Source organism: Candidatus Pelagibacter sp. Uisw_099_02 (assembly GCF_047727625.1).
In the GTDB taxonomy this organism is placed as follows: Bacteria; Pseudomonadota; Alphaproteobacteria; order Pelagibacterales; family Pelagibacteraceae; genus Pelagibacter.
In genome coordinates, this window is sequence record NZ_CP159822.1 from 1,094,878 (window position 1) to 1,114,196 (window position 19,319).

General features: G+C 29.0%; 20 protein-coding genes and 1 pseudogene. 15 read left to right on the forward strand and 6 right to left on the reverse strand.

Translation table 11 applies throughout. The features are described from left to right. Nucleotides 1–38 precede the first annotated feature (38 nt). The gene (locus tag ABXT47_RS05900) at nucleotides 39–1,097 is read right to left on the reverse strand and encodes a quinone-dependent dihydroorotate dehydrogenase (protein ID WP_415308205.1); all 1,059 of its coding nucleotides are present in this window, start codon (nucleotides 1,095–1,097) and stop codon (nucleotides 39–41) included. Next, nucleotides 1,097–2,658: pseudogene (locus ABXT47_RS05905) on the reverse strand (lysine--tRNA ligase). Before ABXT47_RS05905 ends, ABXT47_RS05900 begins: the two are co-directional and overlap by 1 nt. Before the next feature lie 90 nt (nucleotides 2,659–2,748). Between ABXT47_RS05905 and ABXT47_RS05910 the strand changes: the two are divergent. From ABXT47_RS05910 to ABXT47_RS05920, 3 genes are read left to right on the forward strand one after another with little or no spacing between them, the layout of a single operon-like run. Beyond that, complete coding sequence (locus tag ABXT47_RS05910) at nucleotides 2,749–4,194, forward strand: TrkH family potassium uptake protein (RefSeq protein WP_415308206.1); 1,446 nt, start codon at nucleotides 2,749–2,751, stop codon at nucleotides 4,192–4,194. A 2-nt stretch (nucleotides 4,195–4,196) separates the two neighbouring features. Further along, complete coding sequence (locus ABXT47_RS05915) at nucleotides 4,197–5,573, forward strand: AmpG family muropeptide MFS transporter (protein WP_415308207.1); 1,377 nt, start codon at nucleotides 4,197–4,199, stop codon at nucleotides 5,571–5,573. Further along, nucleotides 5,563–6,309 (forward strand): NlpC/P60 family protein, encoded by a 747-nt coding sequence (locus ABXT47_RS05920; protein WP_415308208.1) that lies wholly within the window; start codon nucleotides 5,563–5,565, stop codon nucleotides 6,307–6,309. The genes ABXT47_RS05915 and ABXT47_RS05920 overlap by 11 nt, the downstream gene beginning before the upstream one ends. Here ABXT47_RS05920 and ABXT47_RS05925 read toward each other — a convergent pair. Both ABXT47_RS05925 and hisC read right to left on the reverse strand, forming a co-directional pair. Continuing rightward, nucleotides 6,306–7,202, reverse strand: coding sequence for a prephenate dehydrogenase (locus ABXT47_RS05925; RefSeq protein ID WP_415308209.1), 897 nt, complete (start codon nucleotides 7,200–7,202; stop codon nucleotides 6,306–6,308). The genes ABXT47_RS05920 and ABXT47_RS05925 overlap by 4 nt on opposite strands. Before the next feature lie 2 nt (nucleotides 7,203–7,204). Continuing rightward, nucleotides 7,205–8,287 carry a histidinol-phosphate transaminase gene (hisC, locus tag ABXT47_RS05930; protein ID WP_415308210.1) on the reverse strand — a complete coding sequence of 361 codons (1,083 nt, stop codon included), beginning with the start codon at nucleotides 8,285–8,287 and terminating at the stop codon, nucleotides 7,205–7,207. A gap of 182 nt (nucleotides 8,288–8,469) precedes the next feature. Between hisC and metX the strand changes: the two genes are divergently transcribed. The 12 genes from metX to ABXT47_RS05990 all read left to right on the forward strand — a co-directional run bounded on the left by metX (nucleotide 8,470) and on the right by ABXT47_RS05990 (nucleotide 17,514). Next, nucleotides 8,470–9,588: a homoserine O-acetyltransferase MetX gene (metX, locus tag ABXT47_RS05935; RefSeq protein WP_415308211.1), complete on the forward strand. Its 1,119-nt coding sequence runs from the start codon at nucleotides 8,470–8,472 to the stop codon at nucleotides 9,586–9,588. A gap of 2 nt (nucleotides 9,589–9,590) precedes the next feature. Beyond that, a complete protein-coding gene (gene metW, locus ABXT47_RS05940) occupies nucleotides 9,591–10,187 on the forward strand; it encodes a methionine biosynthesis protein MetW (RefSeq protein ID WP_415308212.1) in 597 nt (198 codons plus the stop codon). Next, a complete protein-coding gene (gene gloB, locus ABXT47_RS05945) occupies nucleotides 10,188–10,907 on the forward strand; it encodes a hydroxyacylglutathione hydrolase (RefSeq protein ID WP_415308213.1) in 720 nt (239 codons plus the stop codon). It abuts the gene before it with no gap. Between the two features lie 65 nt (nucleotides 10,908–10,972). Then, nucleotides 10,973–11,389 carry a 50S ribosomal protein L21 gene (rplU, locus tag ABXT47_RS05950; RefSeq protein WP_415308214.1) on the forward strand — a complete coding sequence of 139 codons (417 nt, stop codon included), beginning with the start codon at nucleotides 10,973–10,975 and terminating at the stop codon, nucleotides 11,387–11,389. An 8-nt stretch (nucleotides 11,390–11,397) separates the two neighbouring features. Next, complete coding sequence (gene rpmA / locus ABXT47_RS05955) at nucleotides 11,398–11,652, forward strand: 50S ribosomal protein L27 (RefSeq protein ID WP_271525759.1); 255 nt, start codon at nucleotides 11,398–11,400, stop codon at nucleotides 11,650–11,652. Nucleotides 11,653–11,681: 29 nt separating this feature from the next. Then, nucleotides 11,682–12,665 carry an Obg family GTPase CgtA gene (gene cgtA, locus ABXT47_RS05960; RefSeq protein WP_415308215.1) on the forward strand — a complete coding sequence of 328 codons (984 nt, stop codon included), beginning with the start codon at nucleotides 11,682–11,684 and terminating at the stop codon, nucleotides 12,663–12,665. Next, nucleotides 12,655–13,761, forward strand: coding sequence for a glutamate 5-kinase (proB, locus tag ABXT47_RS05965; protein WP_415308216.1), 1,107 nt, complete (start codon nucleotides 12,655–12,657; stop codon nucleotides 13,759–13,761). Before cgtA ends, proB begins: the two co-directional genes overlap by 11 nt. Before the next feature lies 1 nt (nucleotide 13,762). Beyond that, nucleotides 13,763–15,013, forward strand: coding sequence for a glutamate-5-semialdehyde dehydrogenase (locus ABXT47_RS05970; protein WP_415308217.1), 1,251 nt, complete (start codon nucleotides 13,763–13,765; stop codon nucleotides 15,011–15,013). After that, the gene (gene nadD, locus ABXT47_RS05975) at nucleotides 14,994–15,536 is read left to right on the forward strand and encodes a nicotinate (nicotinamide) nucleotide adenylyltransferase (protein ID WP_415308218.1); all 543 of its coding nucleotides are present in this window, start codon (nucleotides 14,994–14,996) and stop codon (nucleotides 15,534–15,536) included. Before ABXT47_RS05970 ends, nadD begins: the two co-directional genes overlap by 20 nt. 17 nt (nucleotides 15,537–15,553) lie before the next feature. After that, a complete protein-coding gene (gene rsfS / locus ABXT47_RS05980) occupies nucleotides 15,554–15,904 on the forward strand; it encodes a ribosome silencing factor (protein ID WP_415308219.1) in 351 nt (116 codons plus the stop codon). A 2-nt stretch (nucleotides 15,905–15,906) separates the two neighbouring features. Continuing rightward, nucleotides 15,907–17,037 carry a S41 family peptidase gene (locus ABXT47_RS05985; RefSeq protein WP_415308220.1) on the forward strand — a complete coding sequence of 377 codons (1,131 nt, stop codon included), beginning with the start codon at nucleotides 15,907–15,909 and terminating at the stop codon, nucleotides 17,035–17,037. Next, nucleotides 17,038–17,514, forward strand: coding sequence for an RNA pyrophosphohydrolase (locus ABXT47_RS05990; RefSeq protein ID WP_415308221.1), 477 nt, complete (start codon nucleotides 17,038–17,040; stop codon nucleotides 17,512–17,514). It abuts the gene before it with no gap. Here the strand turns inward: ABXT47_RS05990 and atpC are convergent. After that, nucleotides 17,507–17,899 (reverse strand): ATP synthase F1 subunit epsilon, encoded by a 393-nt coding sequence (gene atpC, locus ABXT47_RS05995; protein ID WP_415308222.1) that lies wholly within the window; start codon nucleotides 17,897–17,899, stop codon nucleotides 17,507–17,509. The two genes, ABXT47_RS05990 and atpC, sit on opposite strands and share 8 nt — an antisense overlap. Further along, complete coding sequence (atpD, locus tag ABXT47_RS06000; RefSeq protein ID WP_415308223.1) at nucleotides 17,899–19,317, reverse strand: F0F1 ATP synthase subunit beta; 1,419 nt, start codon at nucleotides 19,315–19,317, stop codon at nucleotides 17,899–17,901. The genes atpC and atpD overlap by 1 nt, the downstream gene beginning before the upstream one ends. Nucleotides 19,318–19,319: the final 2 nt, after the last annotated feature.

Genomic DNA, 19,319 nt, shown 5'->3' on the forward strand with positions numbered 1-19,319 from the left:
AGACTATATAAGATGTGTCAGTGACCTCGTCAAGCTTATTAGCCTTGATTGGACTGTTTCTTTCCTATTATTTCTCTAAAATTCTTAATCCCACCAGCTTTTAATATTTCTTTAAGCTCTTTTTTTATCTTTGAAACAATATTTGGGCCTTGAAAAACCATACCAGTATATAATTGAATATAACTTGCTCCAGCTAAAAATTTTCTATGCGCACTTTCACCCGAATCTACTCCACCTACTCCAATAATTTCAATTTTACCTTTTAATAATTTATAAAATTTACTTATCAATTCATTTGCCTCTTTTTCAAGAGGTTTTCCTGACAAACCACCTTTTTGATGTTTCAATATATCATTTAATTTTTCTCTATTGCCTGCAGTTGTATTTGAAACAATTATTGCACTTACTTTATGGTCTAATAATATTTTACTAACTGATATAATTTGTGCCTCTGAGATATCTGGAGAGATTTTTACAACAATTGGTATTTTAGATTTAAGTTTAACTTTTTCTTTTTGAATTAAATCCATTAATTCACCAAATTTTTTTTCATCATGGAAGCTTCTTAAATCTTCTGTATTAGGTGAAGAAATATTAATTGCAATATAATCAGCAATATCATGAAAAGTTCTGAGGCCAATTAAATAATCCTTTAATCTGTCATCACTATCTTTATTGGGACCTATATTAATTCCCAATAAACCTTTATTTAAATTAGATCGAATTCTATTGCTTACATTTTCAGATCCTAAATTATTAAATCCTAATCTGTTAATTAGTGCTTGGTCCTCAACTAGTCTGAATACTCTTGGTTTTGGATTTCCATATTGTTTAAACGGAGTAACCGTCCCTACTTCAACAAATCCAAATCCAAGTTTAAATAAAGGGTTATAAACTTCAGCATTTTTATCAAATCCAGCAGCCATACCAATTGGGTTATTTATTTCCTTGCCAAATAAAGTGGATTTCAACACTGGATCAGCCTTATCTTCATCTATTAAATTTGGTATCAAATTTAATTTTAAAGACTTAATTGCTAAATTATGGGCAGTTTCAGGATCAATTTTAAAGATGAGTGATCTTAATTTTGAAAACATTATTTTATTTTTTCTGTTATTAGCTCTTTAGTTTCTTTAACTCCAAAGAAGCTTATAAAAAAACCCATTCTTGGTCCATTTTCATCTCCAAACACAACTTCGTAAATTAATTTAAACCAGTCACGTAGATTTTCTGAATACCCATTTTCTTTTCCAGTTGAATAAATTAATGTTTGAATATCTTCGGGTAACATTTCATCACTACAATCGTCAAGAGTCTTAATTAGAGCCTCTAATGCCATTTTTTCACTTAAATCTGGTTTTTTATATTTTTTCTGTAGTTTAATCACATCGTTAAAATATTTAATAGCATAGCCTATTAAATTATCAAAAATTAGATGATCTTTTTCTGAAATATCTTTTTTGTACTTTTTTACAAATTTCCAGAGTAATTCCTTAGAATTTGCATTACTTGCCTCCACTAAATTTAAAAGCATTGAAAAATTCATAATAGTATCTTCTTGTGGAATCACTCCGTTATGAACATGCCAGACTGGGTTCATTAATAGCTGTAATTCATTTTGGTTTTTTGCTTTTTCTATAAAATCCAAATATTCATCAACCGTTTTTGGAACTATTTCTTTATATAATTTTTTTGCTCTTTTAGGATTTTGATACATGTACAATGAAAGACTTTCAGGAGAAGCATACTCCAACCATTGATCAATAGTGATCCCATTACCTTTTGACTTAGAAATTTTTTCCCCTTTTTCATCTAAAAAAAGTTCGTAGGCAAAACCAGATGGGTTTGTTTTTCCAATTAACTTAGCTATTTTTGAAGATAATATTGCACTTTCTATTAAATCTTTTCCGTACATTTCAAAATCTATGTCAAGTGCATACCACCTCATAGCCCAATCCACTTTCCATTGTAATTTGCAGTGCCCATCTAAAATACTTGTTTCAAGTTTTTTTCCATTATTATCAAAAATAATTTTAGATTTTTCTTTTAAGATTTCTAAAACTGGAATTTCTAAAACCTTTCCAGTATCTGGGCATATGGGTAAAAAAGGACTGTAAGTTTTTTGTCTCTCCTTACCAAGTGTTGGAAGAATTATATCCATAATACCTTGATAATTTTCTAAAATTATCTGTAAAGTTGGATTAAAAAAACCACCCTTATAAAGAACTGAAGAACTTTTAAAACTGTACTCAAATTTAAATCTATCTAAAAAATTTTTTAACATTTCATTATTGTGTTCACCAAAGCTTGAAAATTTTTCGAATGGATCTGGTACTTGAGTTAAAGGTTTATGAAGATTTTTTTTAGCAATTCTTGATTAGGAACATTTTCAGGAACTTTTCTAAAACCATCCATATCATCTGAAAAGGTTATAATTTCTGTTGGTATATCGGTAAGCTGTTTTAGTGCATTAACCATCATTGATGTTCTAGCAACCTCACCAAAAGTGCCTATATGAGGCAATCCACTCGGACCATAACCAGTTTGTAAAATAATTTTCCCCTTTTTTTCAATAAAGGATTTTCTTTCACGCAACATTTTTTTAGCCTCAACAAAGGGCCATGCGTTAGTTTTATCTAAATTGTCTTTTTCAATCACTTTGTTTAATAAGAAATATCTTATATTTGCTGTTATTGTTAACTCTTATAGAGTTGAAATTTATTTACCATAAAATAATGTTCTTTCAAAATGTCTAATTATAAAACTGTTTTTTTTACCTTGGGTATTTTGCAAACTATTCTTGGAATTTCTATGATGATTCCAATTTTAACCCAGTTTATTTATTCGGAAATAGATTCTTCTTTTATAGGGGCTTCAATAATTTCAATAATATTTGGTATTTTATTTTTTTTAACAAATCTAAACCACGATAAAAAATTAAATTTACAACAAGCTTTCTTGTTAACAGCTCTGTCATGGTTGAGCATTGCAATATTTGGCTCATTACCTTTTATTTTTTCTGCTCTTGAATTATCTATCACAGATTCTTTTTTTGAAAGTATGTCTGGTATTACCACTACTGGATCTACAATTATTTCAAACTTAGAAGGTGCACCTAGATCAATACTTTTATGGCGAGCTATGCTTCAATGGTTGGGTGGAATTGGTATTATTGTAATGGCAATAACTCTAATGCCAATAATGAATGTTGGGGGAATGCAGTTATTCAAAATTTCAAGCAACGACTCCTCTGAAAAATTATTACCAAAATCTAAAGAAATATCTCTTAGATTAATTTATGTTTACTTAACACTAACAACACTTTGTGCTGTTACTTATAAAATTTTTGGTATGAATACTTTTGACAGTATAACACACTCTATGACGACAATAGCTACAGGTGGCTTTTCAAACTATAATGAGTCCATAGGATATTTTAACAGTCCATCTATTGAAATATCATCAATGATTTTTATCATACTAGGTAGCTTACCTTTTATTGCCTATATAAAATTTTTAAATGGAAATAAAAAAATATTTATTTCGGATGTTCAAATTAGATCATTTATTAAGATAATTATTTTTTCAATTATTTTACTTTTTATTTATTCACTTTTTCAAAATAAAGATTTTTCACAAATCAATATAAGAAAAATTTTTTTTAACGTTATTTCTATTTTAACTGGTACAGGATATGTCACTGGAGAATTTGATGGATGGGGAAATTTTCCATTAATTTTCTTTTTAACTCTAATGTTCATCGGTGGATGTGCAGGTTCTACTACCTGTGGAATTAAAATTTTTAGAATTCAAATTTTATATTTATTTGTTGTTAATCAATTAAAAAAAATTATTTACCCTAGAGGAGTGTTTATAATTAAGTATGATAAAAATAGTGTGGATGATAAATTTATGGCTTCGATCATTTCTTTCATTTTTCTTTACTTGGTTATATTTTTTGTAATAACTGCATTATTATCTTTAAGTGGTTTAGATTTTGTTACTTCTATTTCTGGTGCAGCAACTTCAATTTCAAATGTTGGACCAGGCTTAGGGTCTACAATTGGTCCTAGTGGTAATTTTTCTAGTCTACCAGAGATGTCTAAGTGGATTTTGAGTCTTGGAATGATATTGGGTAGATTGGAATTATTTGCTATACTCGTTTTGTTTCTACCTTCTTTTTGGAGAAACTAATTATGATTGAAATAAAAAAACAATCACTCTCTGAAACCTTTTCTGTCTACTTTGACAGAAGAATGCTTAGGATATTATTACTAGGTGCAATATCTGGATTTCCATGGGTTTTGATTGGAAGTAGTTTAAGTCTGTGGCTTAAAGAAGATGGTTTAAGCAGATCAACAATTGGTTGGGCAGGATTAATATTTGCCGTTTATGCTTTTAATTATTTATGGGCACCTCTTATTGATAGACTTCAAATACCATACCTAACCAAAAAACTTGGTCATAGGAGAGGTTGGATAGTTTTAATGCAAATTACAATTTTAACTTGTCTTGTTACTTGGAGTTTTATTGATTCCACAGAAAATTTAACACTAATAATTACAATTGGTTTAATTATTGCTATAGCCTCAGCTACACAAGATATTACTGTAGATGCTTTAAGAATTGAACAAATAGGTGAGCATGAAAGTAAATCAATGGCAGCCGGTGCTGCTATGGCAGTCGTTGGATGGTGGAGTGGATATAAATTGGGTGGAGTAATAGCTTTATTTACTGCAGAATATTTAGAGAATATTGGTATTACCAATTACTGGCAAATTACATTTTTAATTTTAGGAGTTGTGGTAATTTTGATGAATGTAGGATTAATGTTTGTTCATGAACCCCTTTCTACTGATAGAGAACTAAAGCAAAAAGAAACGGATAAACTTATAGAAAGCAAGTTTGGATCAAAAAATATTATAACAAATTTTATGACTTGGATTAGCAGTACATTAGGTGGTCCTATATTAAGTTTTTTTAAGAAAAATGGATTTTCAGTAGCTGTTGGTATTTTAAGCTTTATTTTTCTATTTAAGATTGGAGAAGCTTTTCTTGGACGTATGTCTATAGTTTTTTATAAAGAAATAGGATTCTCCAAAGGTGATATTGCAATTTACTCAAAAACTTTAGGATGGATAACTACAGTCACCTTTACATTGTTGGGTGGCCTCTTTGTAATTAGATCTGGAGTTTTAAAAGCAATGTTTCTTGCAGGAATGTTAATGGCTGCAACAAACTTATTATTTACCATCCTGGCATGGAGTGATAAATCTGAATTATTATTCGCTATAGCGGTCATATTTGATGATATAGCAGCAGCTTTTGCAACAGTCGCATTTGTGGCCTTTATTTCTTTACTGGTAGATAGAACCTATACTGCAACTCAATACGCACTACTTGCTTCGATAGGGACTGCTGGAAGAACTACGCTTGCATCATCTTCTGGGGCTTTAGTAGATTGGCTTAATGGTGATTGGGGTATATTTTTTATCTTAACAGCTATTATGGTAATCCCTTCTTTAATTTGTTTATGGTTTATTAAAGATAAATTAAAACTTCATGAACAATAACTTTTTTTACAAGAAAGCTCTATCTAATATTTATAAGAAACCAACCCAAATGTCTGAGGTTACTTCTCAAATTTTGTATGGAGAAAAATTTAAAATTTTATCTAAAAATAAAAATTGGATAAAAATAAAAATATCATTTGATAATTATGTTGGTTTCATAAAAAATAAAGATTATACGAACGATCATAAACCTACTCATAAGATATTTACTTTAAAAGCTAATATTTTTAATAAACAGAAACAAAAGACAAGATATTTTTTACCTTTTGCATCAAAAATTTTAATAATTCAGGAAAATAAAAAGTTTGTTGAATATGAAAAAAATAAATGGATTAAAAAAAAAAATATCAAGAAAATTGATCATATAGAAAAAAACTACTTAAAAGTATTAAAATTATTTTTAAAAACAAAATACGTTTGGGGTGGTAAAACTTATAGAGGAATAGATTGCTCAGCTATTTTGCAATTATTATATTATTATAATAATAAATTTTATCCAAGAGACACAAGGGACCAAATAAAATATTCAACAAAAAATCAGAAAAAAATAATATTTAAAAGAGGTGATATTATATTTTGGAAAGGTCATGTTGCTATTTGTATTAATTCTAAAAAATTAATTCATGCATACGGTCCAGAAAAAAAAGTTTTAATTATGCCTATAACGAAGACAATAGACAAAATCGAAAGAACAGCAAAGTTAATAGTAAAAAAGATATCTTCTATAAAGTATTAACTTCTACCAAAATCTGGTTTATTAATATCTTGCTTTAATTTAATTATTTTTTTTCTAACTTTTTTAGTATTAGATAATTTGTTAATGATAGATTTATTATTCTTAGATTGAATATCTCTTTTAAATGCAAGTAAATTTTTAATAAATAAATCTATAACTTTTGATATGTTTTTTTGATTATTAAAAAATATATCTCTCCACATAATTTCATTAGATGCAGCAATTCTTGAAAAATCCCTCAAACCACCGGCACTAAATTTAATTATTTCATATTTTTGTTGTTTTTCAAAATCTGTTGCTGTTTTAACTAAATTATATGCAATTAAATGAGGTAAATGACTTGTCATAGAAAAGACTGTGTCATGTTTTTTTGAATCCATAATAACGACTCTAGAACCAATTTTTTTCCAAAACTTAGACAGTATCGTGAGATGTTTCTTGTTGGTATTTTTTTCTTTTATTAATATGCACCATTTATTAAGAAACAAGTTTTTTAAACCATGTTCAGGACCACTAACTTCTGATCCTGCTATAGGATGACTGGATGTCCAAAAAATTCCTTTTTTTAATCTTTTTCTAATTAAATCAGTAGATTGTTCTTTAGATGATCCCACATCTGTGATTATTGTTTTAGGGAGTAGGTATTTATTTATTTTTAAAATTATTTTTTCATACTCTCCCAATGGAGTGCAAAATATTATTAAATCTAAATTTGGAATAATCTTTTTTAAGTCATTTGTAACTTCACATGGTAATTTTAATTTTTTAATTTTTAAAATATTTAATTTTGATTTTTCATAAATAAATATTTTTTTAGCTATTTTTTTATCGACTATTGATCTTAATAATGAAGAACCAATTAAACCACATCCTATAATTAAAATATTCTTCATAATTAACTGAATATAACCTTAATTTCTTTTATAAATTTTGTATTCTCTATTTTAGAACCAATTGTTAATCTTAATTTATTTTTAATATTATAACCATCTTCCAATGATCTTAATATAACTCCTTTTGATTGTAATTTATTTAAAACATAATTGGCTGAAAATTTACATTTATCAAAATTTAGTAATAAAAAATTAGCAGTTACCTCATTTGAAAAAATGTCTAATTTTTCTAAGAATTTTTTAACTTTATTTGCTTCCTTAATATTATGTTTCACAGATTGTCTAATAAAATTTCTATCTTTTAAAGCTACTGTTGCTGCAACTTGTGCTACTTGATTTACATTAAATGGTGGTTTAATTATATTCATTGCATTAATAATTTTTTTTGATCCATAACCCCAACCAACTCTCAAAGAAGCTAACCCATAAATTTTTGAAAAAGTTCTTATTACAACTACATTGTCTTTATTTTTAAATAAATCTAAGCTTGATTTATAATCTTTGTTCTTCATGTACTCAAAATATGCATCATCCATAACTAATAAAATATTTTTTTTTAATTTTTTTCTTAATTCTAATAACTGTAATTTATTTAAATAAGTTCCAGTTGGATTATTTGGGTTAGCAATAAAAACTATTTTTGTTTTTTTTGTAACTTTTTTAATTATCTCTGTCACAGAAACTTTAAAGTTTTTTTCTTTAGAAAAAATAACTTTTGCTCCAACTATTTGTGCATAAATTCTATACATTAGAAAGCTATACTGAGGTACAACCACCTCATCTGATGGTCTTAAATATAGCTGACAAATCATCTGAATAATCTCATCTGAACCTGCACCACAAATAATCTTATTAAAATCACAATTAAACCGATTTGAAATTTCTTTTCTTAAAACTTGTGTCTTGCTGTCTGGATATTTGGATAAAATTAGATTTTTATTATTTAAAAGCTTTTTTACATTTGAGCTAACTCCTAGCGCTGACTCATTAGCTGATAATTTTATGATATTCTTAGCTTTGCCAATTCTAGATTTTCCTGGCTTATAAGCTTCTATTCTAAATTTTTTAAACTTTGGAACTGTCATCTTATTAATCTTATAAATAAAATATTAAAATTTCATACAGAATAAGTCATTTTTTAAAATATTTGACATAAGAAATACTATCTAGTACAAAAAAAGTGCGCTGATTTAACTGAATTGCGAGCGCTTAAAAAAAACCGCTAAATATGTTTTTTTCTCTCACAATTCAATTTTAGCCATTATTTATGAATAAAAATATAAACATAAAAAGTTTAATAATTGATAAACCATTAAAGTTAGATTGTGGCCAGATTATTAATAATTTTCCTTTGGCTTATGAAACTTATGGTTCTCTTAATGAAAAAAAAGATAATGTTATTTTAATCTTTCATGCCTTAACTGGTGATCAGTTTGCATCTGGCATAAACCCAATAACAAAAAAAGATGGTTGGTGGTCTTATGCTGTAGGCCCAGGTAAAGCTATTGATACAGATAAATATTTTGTAATTTGTGCAAATGTAATTGGTGGGTGTTTAGGTTCTTTTGGACCTAGTAATACTAACTCTGAAACAAATAAAATATATGGAACCACCTTTCCTGTTATTACAATAAATGATATGGTAAATGCTCAGTACAACCTTTTAGATTTTTTTAAAATTGAAAAATTATTTGCAGTAATGGGTGGATCTATGGGTGGCATGCAAGTTCTTCAATTTGTAAGTAATTTTCCTAATAAAGCAAAGATAGCAATTCCGATTGCCTGTACTTCAAGTCATTCAGCACAAAATATTGCTTTTAACGAACTTGGTAGACAGTCTATAATGGCTGATACAAATTGGTTAAATGGAGACTATGCAAATCAAAATAAAAACCCTGATAAAGGCTTATCTGTTGCAAGGATGGCCGCTCATATAACCTATTTATCTAAAAATGGCTTACAAGAAAAATTTGGGAGAAAATTACAAGAAAGAGATGATTTAAAATTTAGTTTTGATGCAGATTTTCAGATAGAAAGTTATTTAAGGCACCAAGGAAGTGTATTTGTGAATAGGTTTGATGCGAATAGCTATTTATATATTACAAGAGCTATGGATTATTTTGATTTAACTAAAGAATATAATGGAAATTTATCAAAAGCCTTTGAAAAAACAAAAACTAAATTTCTTGTGATATCATTTACTTCTGACTGGCTTTACCCAACTTCTGAAAATAAAGAAATTGTCATAGCTTTAAATGCTATAGGTGCTGATGTTGCTTTTGTTGAAATTGAGTCAGATAAAGGACATGATTCATTTCTTTTAAATGTTCCTGAGTTTTTAAATACTTTGAAAGACTATATTAATAATTCCTATTTAAAAAATTAAAGATGAAACAAGAATTTAAAATAATTTCAGATTTTATTGAAAAAAATACAAGAGTTTTAGATGTTGGATGTGGAGATGGAACTTTAATGGAGTTTTTACAAAAAAATAAAGAAATAGATATAAGAGGGATTGAAATTTCTAAAAATAATTCTCAAAAATGTGTAAGTAAGGGTCTAACTGTAATCGAGGGAGATGCCGAAAAAGACCTTTCTCAATTTCCCGATGGCTCTTTCGATTTTGTGATATTAAGCCAAACACTTCAGGCTTTCCTAAATCCAGAAATAGTTATTCAGGAACTTTTAAGAGTAGGGAAAAAAGCTATTGTTACTGTCCCAAATTTTGGATTTTGGAAAGTAAGATTTCACTTATTGATTAAAGGAACAATGCCAATTACAAAAAATCTACCTGATGAATGGTATAATACTCCCAATATACACATGTGTACGATTAAAGATTTTTATAAATTCTGTAATGAGAGAAATATTAAATTAGATAAAGCGTTAGCTCTTCACAATGAAAAAACATCACCCATTAATGAAGCAAACCTTAATATAAAAAACTTATCTGCTGAGTTGGGAATTTTCTTAATTGAAAAATAAATGAAGATTCAAATAATACCCTGCCTGCAAGATAATTACTCTTATTTAATAATTGATGAAGAGAATAATATTGCTTGTGTGATTGACCCCAGTGAAGCTGATCCTATTATTAAGTATCTAGAAGATACTAAAATTGAATTAAAATTTATATTAAATACACATCATCATTATGATCATGTAGGTGGAAATCAAAAGTTAAAAGAAAAGTATGGAGCAAGTGTTGTTGGATATAAAGGAGACAAGGAAAGAATTCCAGGAATAGATATAATGGTAAATGATCAAGAAACCTGGATATATAAAAACTTTGAAGCAAAAATAATCCACATTCCAGGGCACACACTTGGTCATATATGTTTCTATTTTTACAAAGAAGAATCTGTTTTTACTGGGGATACTCTTTTTTCTTTGGGGTGCGGAAAAATATTTGAAGGAACATACGCTCAAATGTTTGATTCTTTGATGAAACTAAAAGAGCTACCAAAAAGTACAAAAGTTTTTTGTGGTCATGAATATACGTTACAAAATTCAAAGTTTTGTATAATTCATGATGAAAATAACGAAAATCTCAAAGCTAAATTAAATGATATAAAAATAAAATTAAAAGCTGGCCTTTTGACTATTCCATCTACTATCAAAGATGAATTAGAGTGTAATATTTTTCTAAGGTCAAACAACGTAGAAACCTTTTCAAAACTTAGGGATTTAAAGGACAATTTCTAGCTTATTCAGACTTGACTATAATAGGCTCCCGACTATATTGCTGCTTATAAATAATAAATTAAAACATGTCATACGCAATCATACAAACAGGTGGAAAACAGTACAAAGTAAAGGCTGGGGAAATCTTAAAAATTGAAAGATTAGAAGATTCAAAGCTTGAAACTAAGATAGAATTTAAAGAAATCTTAGCCTATGGCGATGATAAAAATATTGAAGTTGGGTCACCAACAGTTGAGGGTGCAAAAGTTGAAGCAGACCTTGTTGAAAATGGAAAAAACAGAACAATATTAATTTTCAAAAAAAGAAGAAGACAAAATTCTAGAAGAAAAAATGGTCATAGACAGCAATATTCATTAATAAGAATTAATAAAATCTTTTCTAAAGATGGAAAAGTTTTATCTGAAGCAAAAAAAATAGTTAAACCAACTAAAAAAATTGAAAAAGTGGAAGCTAAAGTAGAAGCTGAAGCAGTGAGTAAATAAATTAATTTATGGCTACAAAAAAAGCAGGTGGATCATCGAGAAATGGAAGAGATAGTGCTGGTCGTAGACTAGGCGTTAAGAAGTATGGTGGTGAAGTAGTAATTCCTGGAAATATAATTGTTAGACAAAGAGGAACAAAAATTTTTCCTGGTGAAAACGTAGGAATGGGTAAAGATCATTCAATTTTTTCTGTTGTTGAAGGAAAAGTAGTATTTAAAAAGGGTAGATTAGACAGAACATTCGTTTCAGTAAAACCCAATTAGTAGTACAACTAAAAACTAACAGTTGTAATATGAAGTTTCTAGATCAAGTAAAAATTTATGTAAAGGCTGGCAATGGTGGTCATGGCTCTCCTAGTTTCCGTAGAGAAAAATTTATTGAGTACGGTGGACCAGATGGTGGAGATGGCGGTAAAGGTGGCACTATATTCTTGAGATCAGAAAGAAATTTAAATACTCTTATCGACTATAGATTTCAACAACATCATAAAGCTGGAAGAGGAGTAAATGGTTCTGGACAAAATCGTACAGGTCATGGAGGAGAGAATTTATTTTTAAAAGTACCAATAGGCACCCAGGTTTTTGAAGAGGATAATAAAACCTTAATTTATGATTTTAAAAAAGAAGGTGAAGAGTTTGTTGTTGCTAAAGGAGGTAAAGGTGGCCTTGGAAATACCAGATTTAAAAGCTCCACCAATAGAGCACCAAAAAAATTTACAAAGGGTGCTATAGGTGAAGAGTATGTAATTTGGCTCCAACTAAAAACTATTGCAGATGTTGGCATTGTTGGGTTACCTAACGCGGGTAAATCTAGCCTATTAGCATCTATTACAAATGCTACACCTAAAATAGCAAATTATAAGTTTACAACTTTAAATCCAAATCTAGGCGTTGCAACTTATGATGACAAAGAAATAATTTTAGCAGATATTCCTGGATTAGTTGAGGGTGCACATGAGGGTGTAGGTCTTGGAATTCAATTTCTAAAACACATAGAAAGGTGCAAAACGTTGATGCATTTAATTGATATTACTGATGAAAATATTGAAAATACATATCAACAAGTAAAAAAAGAGCTTGGTAGTTATAGTAAAGAGATTCTAGAAAAAAAAATAATAATTGTATTAAATAAAATAGACTTACTAGATAAAGAAGAAGTAGAAGAGATTGTGAAAAACTTTTCAAAAGATAAAAAATCTGAGGTGGTAACTCTTTCAACATTAGAGAAGGGGTCTGTATCAAAAATCAAAGCTAAACTACTCACATATGTATCTTAAGGACTCCAAAATAATTGTAATTAAAATTGGTTCTTCTTTATTAATAGATGAGGATAAAAAAATTAGATATAGGTGGCTTTCTGAATTTGCCAAAGATATTCATGAGTTAATTAAAGAGAATAAAAAAATTATTATTGTAAGCTCAGGTGCTATTGCAATGGGATGTAAAAAACTTAACTTAAGTAAAAAAAAACTTAAAATTGACAAAAGTCAGGCTGTAGCATCAATAGGACAAATTGAGCTTATGAATTTGTTTTCAAAAACATTTGTTAAACAAAAAATTAATATATCTCAAATTTTACTCACACTAGAAGATACAGAACAAAGAAGGAGAGCGCTGAATGCAAAAAGAACCTTTGATAACTTATTTCAATTAGGTTTTGTGCCCATTGTTAATGAAAATGATACTATAGCAACTACAGAAATCAAATATGGTGATAACGACAGACTAGCATCTAGAGTAGCTCAAATATCTGGGGCTGATTCACTAATACTTCTTTCTGATGTTGATGGACTTTATACTCAGAATCCAAAAATCTATAAAAATGCAAAATTATTAAAAGAAATAAAAAAAATCGATAAAGATATAGAAAAGATTGCAACCAAAAGTATTAGTGAACATGGAACGGGTGGAATGAAAACTAAAATTGATGCAGCAAAAATCTGTCAACTATCAGGGTGCAAGATGGCAATAGCTAATGGCCTATTAATAAGACCTATTAAAAAAATAATTCAAAATAATAACTGTACTTGGTTCTTGCCAAAAATATCAAAATTAGATGCAAGAAAAAAATGGATTATCAGCTCTATTTCTCCTAAAGGAGAGGTTATTATTGATGATGGCGCAACACAAGCGCTCTCTAATGGCAAAAGTTTATTAGCAGCTGGAATTACTAAAGTATCTGGTAAGTTTAAAAAAGGTGATCATATTAAAGTTTTAAATAAGAAAAATTTTGAATGTGCTAGAGGCTTAAGCTCATTCTCATCTGATGAAATATTAAGAATTATGGGACACCATTCTAAAGAAATTCAAAAAATATTAGGATATGTTTCAAAATCTGAAGTTATACATAAAGATGATATGGTGGAGATATAAAATGACTCGATATATGAATTTGATAGGAAAAAAAGCCAGAGAAGCATCTCTTCAAAAAATTAGCACTAAAATAAAAAATGAAATTTTAAAAAATTATGTTTCACTATTAAATAAAGAGAGAAATTCTATAATCACAGCAAATAAAAAAGATATAAAATTTGCCCTAGAAAAAGGTCTACAGGATAATTTAATAGATAGACTCACTATTGATCATAAAAAATTAGATAATTTAAAAAATTCAATAAATAAAATTATTAAATTAAAAGATCCTGTCAATCGCACTCTTGAGGAATGGAGCAGGCCTAATGGATTAAAGATTGAAAGAGTGTCTATACCCATTGGAGTTATTGGGGTTATATACGAAAGTAGACCTAATGTTACTTCAGATGTTGCTAGTTTATGTTTTAAGTCTGGAAATGCTGTGATTTTAAAAGGAGGATCAGAGGCAATAAATACTAATAGAATTATAGCTAAATTATTTAGAAAAGCTCTTAAAAAAAATAAGATTAATGAAAACTTTATTCAGTTTATAGATTCTAAAGAGAGAAAAATGGTAGATTTTATGCTTTCAAAAATGAAAAATTATATTGATGTAATCATACCACGTGGTGGAAAAAACTTAGTAAAAAAAGTTCAGAAATTTTCATCTGTACCTATTATTGGACACTTAGAGGGTTTATGTCATACCTTTGTTGATAAAGATGCAGAATTAAAGATGGCTATAGAAATCATCCATAATGCTAAATTAAGAAATACCAGTATATGTGGTGCAACAGAAACCATTTTACTTCATGAAAAAATTGTAAAAAAATTTTGTAATCCTATTTTAAAAAAACTTGAAGAAAACAATTGTAAAATCTATGGAGATACATTTATTAATAAACACTATAAAGGTAAAATTTCTTTAGCAAAAGAGAGGGACTGGTCTACAGAATATTTGGCACCCATAGTATCAGTAAAAACTGTAAAAAATTGTGAAGATGCAATTAAGCATATTAACAAATATGGTACTATGCACACAGACTCTATTATTACTAAAAATAAAAAAGTTGCTGAAGAATTTTTAAAAAATGTCAAAAGCTCAATAGCTATGCATAATACATCAACACAGTTTGCTGATGGTGAAGAATTTGGATTTGGTGGAGAAGTTGGTATTTCAACCAATACTCTTCCTCCGAGAGGGCCTGTAGGCTTGGGTCAGCTTATTTCTTATAAATATGAGATTGTTAGCAATGGTCAAACCAGAAAATAAATTGAAATCTGAAAAAATAAAAATTGGTATTTTAGGGGGTACGTTTGATCCTGCACATAAAGGACATTTGGAAATATCAAAACAAGCAAAAAAAAGATTTGATCTAAAAAATATTGTATGGGCGATTACAAAGCAAAATCCCTTTAAAGATGAAAGTAAATCAAATTTAAGAAGTAGAATACAATTTGCAAAAAAAATGATAGGTAAAAATAAATATATTAAAGTAAAATTTTATGAAGAAGAGATAGGCTCTAGTAAAACAATTGATTTAATTAAACACTTAAACAAAAAAAAGAAAAATGAAATTTATTTCATTATGGGTGCCGATAACCTCATAAATTTTCACAAATGGTATAAATGGAAATCTATTATAAAAAAATGTAATATTCTAGTATTTGACCGTCAAGGATTTAAGGCTAAATCATTAAAGTCAGTAACCTTTAATGAAACAAGTAACAAAAACTTAACTTTCGTTAAGTTTAATAAAGTCAATATTTCATCTTCTCAATTAAGGAAATTTTGATAAGGTTTATTTAATTAATGGAAAAAAATTCAAACCTAAAAAGTATCATCTTAAATACCCTTGATTCCAACAAAGCTTTAGACATAGTCTCTATTAATCTTAAGAATAAAAGTTCAATGGCAGACTATATGATCATAGCTAGCGGAACATCCTCAAGGCATATTCAAGCTTTATCGGAACAAGTATTAGAAAAATTAAAAGCTAATGGTGTTGGAGGTTCCAAAATAGAAGGAAAAGAAAGTTCAGACTGGAAATTGGTTGATGGTATTGATTTGATTGTTCATATATTTAATCCTGAAAAGAGAAAATTTTATGAGCTTGAAAAAATATGGTCTGAGTTAATTCCCAAAGAAAAAGTAATGATATAAGTATGATTAAAAGATTCCTTCTTTTTTTTATTATCTGTTTATCTATTTTTGAAAAAAGTTTTTCTGAAAATTCTGATCTATATAAAAAAATAGATCTATTTGGTGAGGTCCTTGAAAAAATTAGCAAAGAATATGTTGATGAAGTTGATCAATCTAAAAGTATGGATGCTGCAATAAATGGATTATTACAATCTCTAGATCCCTATTCTGCATATATGACACCCGAAAGTTTTGAAGGTATGCAGACTGAGACAAGTGGAAAATTTGGTGGCCTTGGCATTGAGATTGGTATGGAAGCAGGAGTTGTAAAAGTAATTTCTCCTATTGATAATACTCCAGCCTCAAGAGCAGGAATAAAAGCAGGAGACTATATTGTAAAAATTAATGGAATGCAGGTGCAAGGTAAATCATTAATAGAAGCTGTTGATTTAATGAGAGGACTTGTTGGGACTAGTATTGAAATAACTGTTAGAAGACGAGGTGTTAAAAAATCTTTAATCTTCAATATTACAAGAGAAATTATTCAAGTTCAGTCAGTTAAATCTGAACTCATTGATAATATTGGATACATTAGGCTAACTTCTTTTAATGAAAATAGTAGTGAACAAATTAAAAATAAAGTTAATAAACTTAATAAAAATAAAGATTTAAAAGGATACATTTTAGATTTAAGAAATAACCCTGGTGGTTTGCTTTCTCAGGCAATTAAAATTTCAGATTTTTTTTTAGAAAATGGTGAGATTGTATCAACTAAAAGTCGAAGAGTTTCAGAGAACAGAAAGTGGTTTGCTAAAAGAGGTGATATAACAAACGGTAAAACATTAATTGTACTTATTAACTACGGATCTGCTTCAGCATCAGAAATAGTGGCAGGTGCATTAAAAGATCACAAAAGAGCTATTATACTTGGAGAAAATAGCTATGGAAAAGGTTCCGTTCAATCCATAATTCCATTAAAAAACAGAGGTGCCATTAGATTAACTATTGCAAAATATTATCTTCCTTCAGGAAAATCTATTTCTAAAGTAGGTGTAACACCCGATATAGAGGTAATGGAAGGTTTGGAAGACTTTAAATTTAATTCTGAAACAGACAACCAGTTAAACTTTGCTTTAAAATTGCTCAACGGATAAATGACAAATAGAAATAAGAATTTACCTCTTAGAAGTGGTGTTGGAATCGTTGTACTAAATAAAGATAATAAAGTATTTGTTGCAAAAAGAATAGATAATCAAAAAAATTTTTGGCAAATGCCTCAGGGTGGTGTTGTTATGGGAGAAGACTATTTAACTGCTGCTTACCGAGAATTAAAAGAAGAAACCAGTATCAAAAATGTAGAGCTTATTAAAGAGTTAGATGGACTAATCTCTTATGAGTTACCTAAAAATTTATTGGGTATTATTTGGAAAGGTAAATACAGAGGTCAGGAACAAAAATGGTTTGTAGTAAGATTTTTAGGACAAGATAGTGAAATTGATATTAAAACTAAAAATCCAGAGTTTTGTGAATGGAAGTGGATTGCTCTAGAAAATATAACTGACCTTGTTGTAGACTTTAAATTGCATGTATACAAAGATGTTAAGGAAAAAGTAAAAAAAATTCTTAGTTAAGAGTTTTTAGTACATCAATTTTTTGATCCACTAGATATTTGTTTTGGTCGGTAATTTCACTATTTCTTGAATATTCTTCTGCTTGTGCAAGCATCTCACTAATTTTGTCCTTCTCAATATCTTTAACATTAAAAATAGAGCTTGTTAACACTGATAAATTATTATTCTTAAATTCAACAATTCCATCTTCAACATAATAATTTTCTTCTCCAGATTTAGAAAGGATTTTAATAACACCTGGTTTTAGAAATGAAATAATTGAGATATGGTCTTTTAAAATTCCCATTTCTCCCTCAAAAGCAGGTACAACAACTTCTATTACATCCTCTTTTGAAAGAAAAGATTTTTCAGGGTTAACAATTTCTATTTTGAACTCTTCACTCATTATGCAGCTGCTTCCTTGGCCATTTTTTCTGCTTTTTCTACAGCCTCTTCAATCGTGCCCACCATATAAAATGCAGCTTCTGGTAAGTGATCATACTCACCATTACATATTGCAGCAAAACCTTTAATCGTAGATTCTAAATCTACTAATTTTCCTGGCGAACCAGTAAAGACTTCTGCAACAAAGAAAGGTTGTGACAAGAATCTTTGAATTCTTCTAGCTCTAGCTACTGTTAATTTATCTTCCTCAGATAATTCATCCATTCCTAAAATAGCAATAATATCTTGTAGTGATTTATAAGTTTGAAGAATTTTTTGCACTTCTCTGGCAACTCTGTAATGCTCATCTCCAACTATTCTAGGATCTAAAATTCTAGAAGTAGAATCTAGAGGATCTACTGCTGGATAAATTCCAATTTCAGCTATTTGTCTAGACAATACAGTTGTTGCATCTAGGTGAGCAAAAGATGTAGCAGGCGCTGGATCAGTTAAGTCATCTGCTGGTACATAAATCGCTTGTACAGATGTAATAGAACCTTTGTTAGTTGTTGTAATTCTTTCTTGAAGGTTACCCATATCTGTTGCAAGTGTAGGCTGATATCCAACAGCTGAAGGAATTCTTCCTAATAATGCAGAAACTTCTGAACCTGCTTGAGTAAATCTAAAAATGTTATCAACGAAAAATAATACATCTTGTCCTTCTTGGTCTCTAAAATATTCAGCTACAGTTAAACCTGTTAAGGCAACTCTTGCTCTAGCCCCTGGGGGTTCATTCATTTGACCATACACAAGTGCAGCTTTTGATCCTGGACCTTCTGGCTTAATAACGCCTGAATCTATCATTTCGTGATAAAGGTCATTTCCTTCTCTAGTTCTTTCTCCAACACCAGCAAACACAGAAAATCCACCATGAGCTTTTGCTACGTTGTTAATTAATTCCATAATAAGTACCGTCTTACCAACACCCGCACCTCCAAATAAACCAATTTTTCCTCCTTTGGCATATGGTGCTAATAGATCAACTACTTTAATTCCTGTAACTAGAATTTCTGTCTCTGTTGACTGATCACTAAATTCAGGTGCAGCTCTGTGAATTGGCCATTTCTCTTTTGTTTTAACTTCACCTTTTTCATCAATAGGTTCACCTATTACATTTATAATTCTTCCTAAAGTTTCTGGACCAACTGGAACTTGAATGGGAGCACCTGTTGCGGTTACTTCGTCTCCTCTTTTTAATCCTTCAGTGGCATCCATTGCAATTGTTCTAACACTTGATTCACCAAGGTGCTGAGCAACTTCTAAAACTAATCTGTTGTCTCCATTTTTACATTCTAATGCTGATAAAATTTCTGGTAATTCTCCATCAAATTTTACGTCTACTACTGCTCCAATGATCTGTGTGATTTTTCCTTTGCTCATAA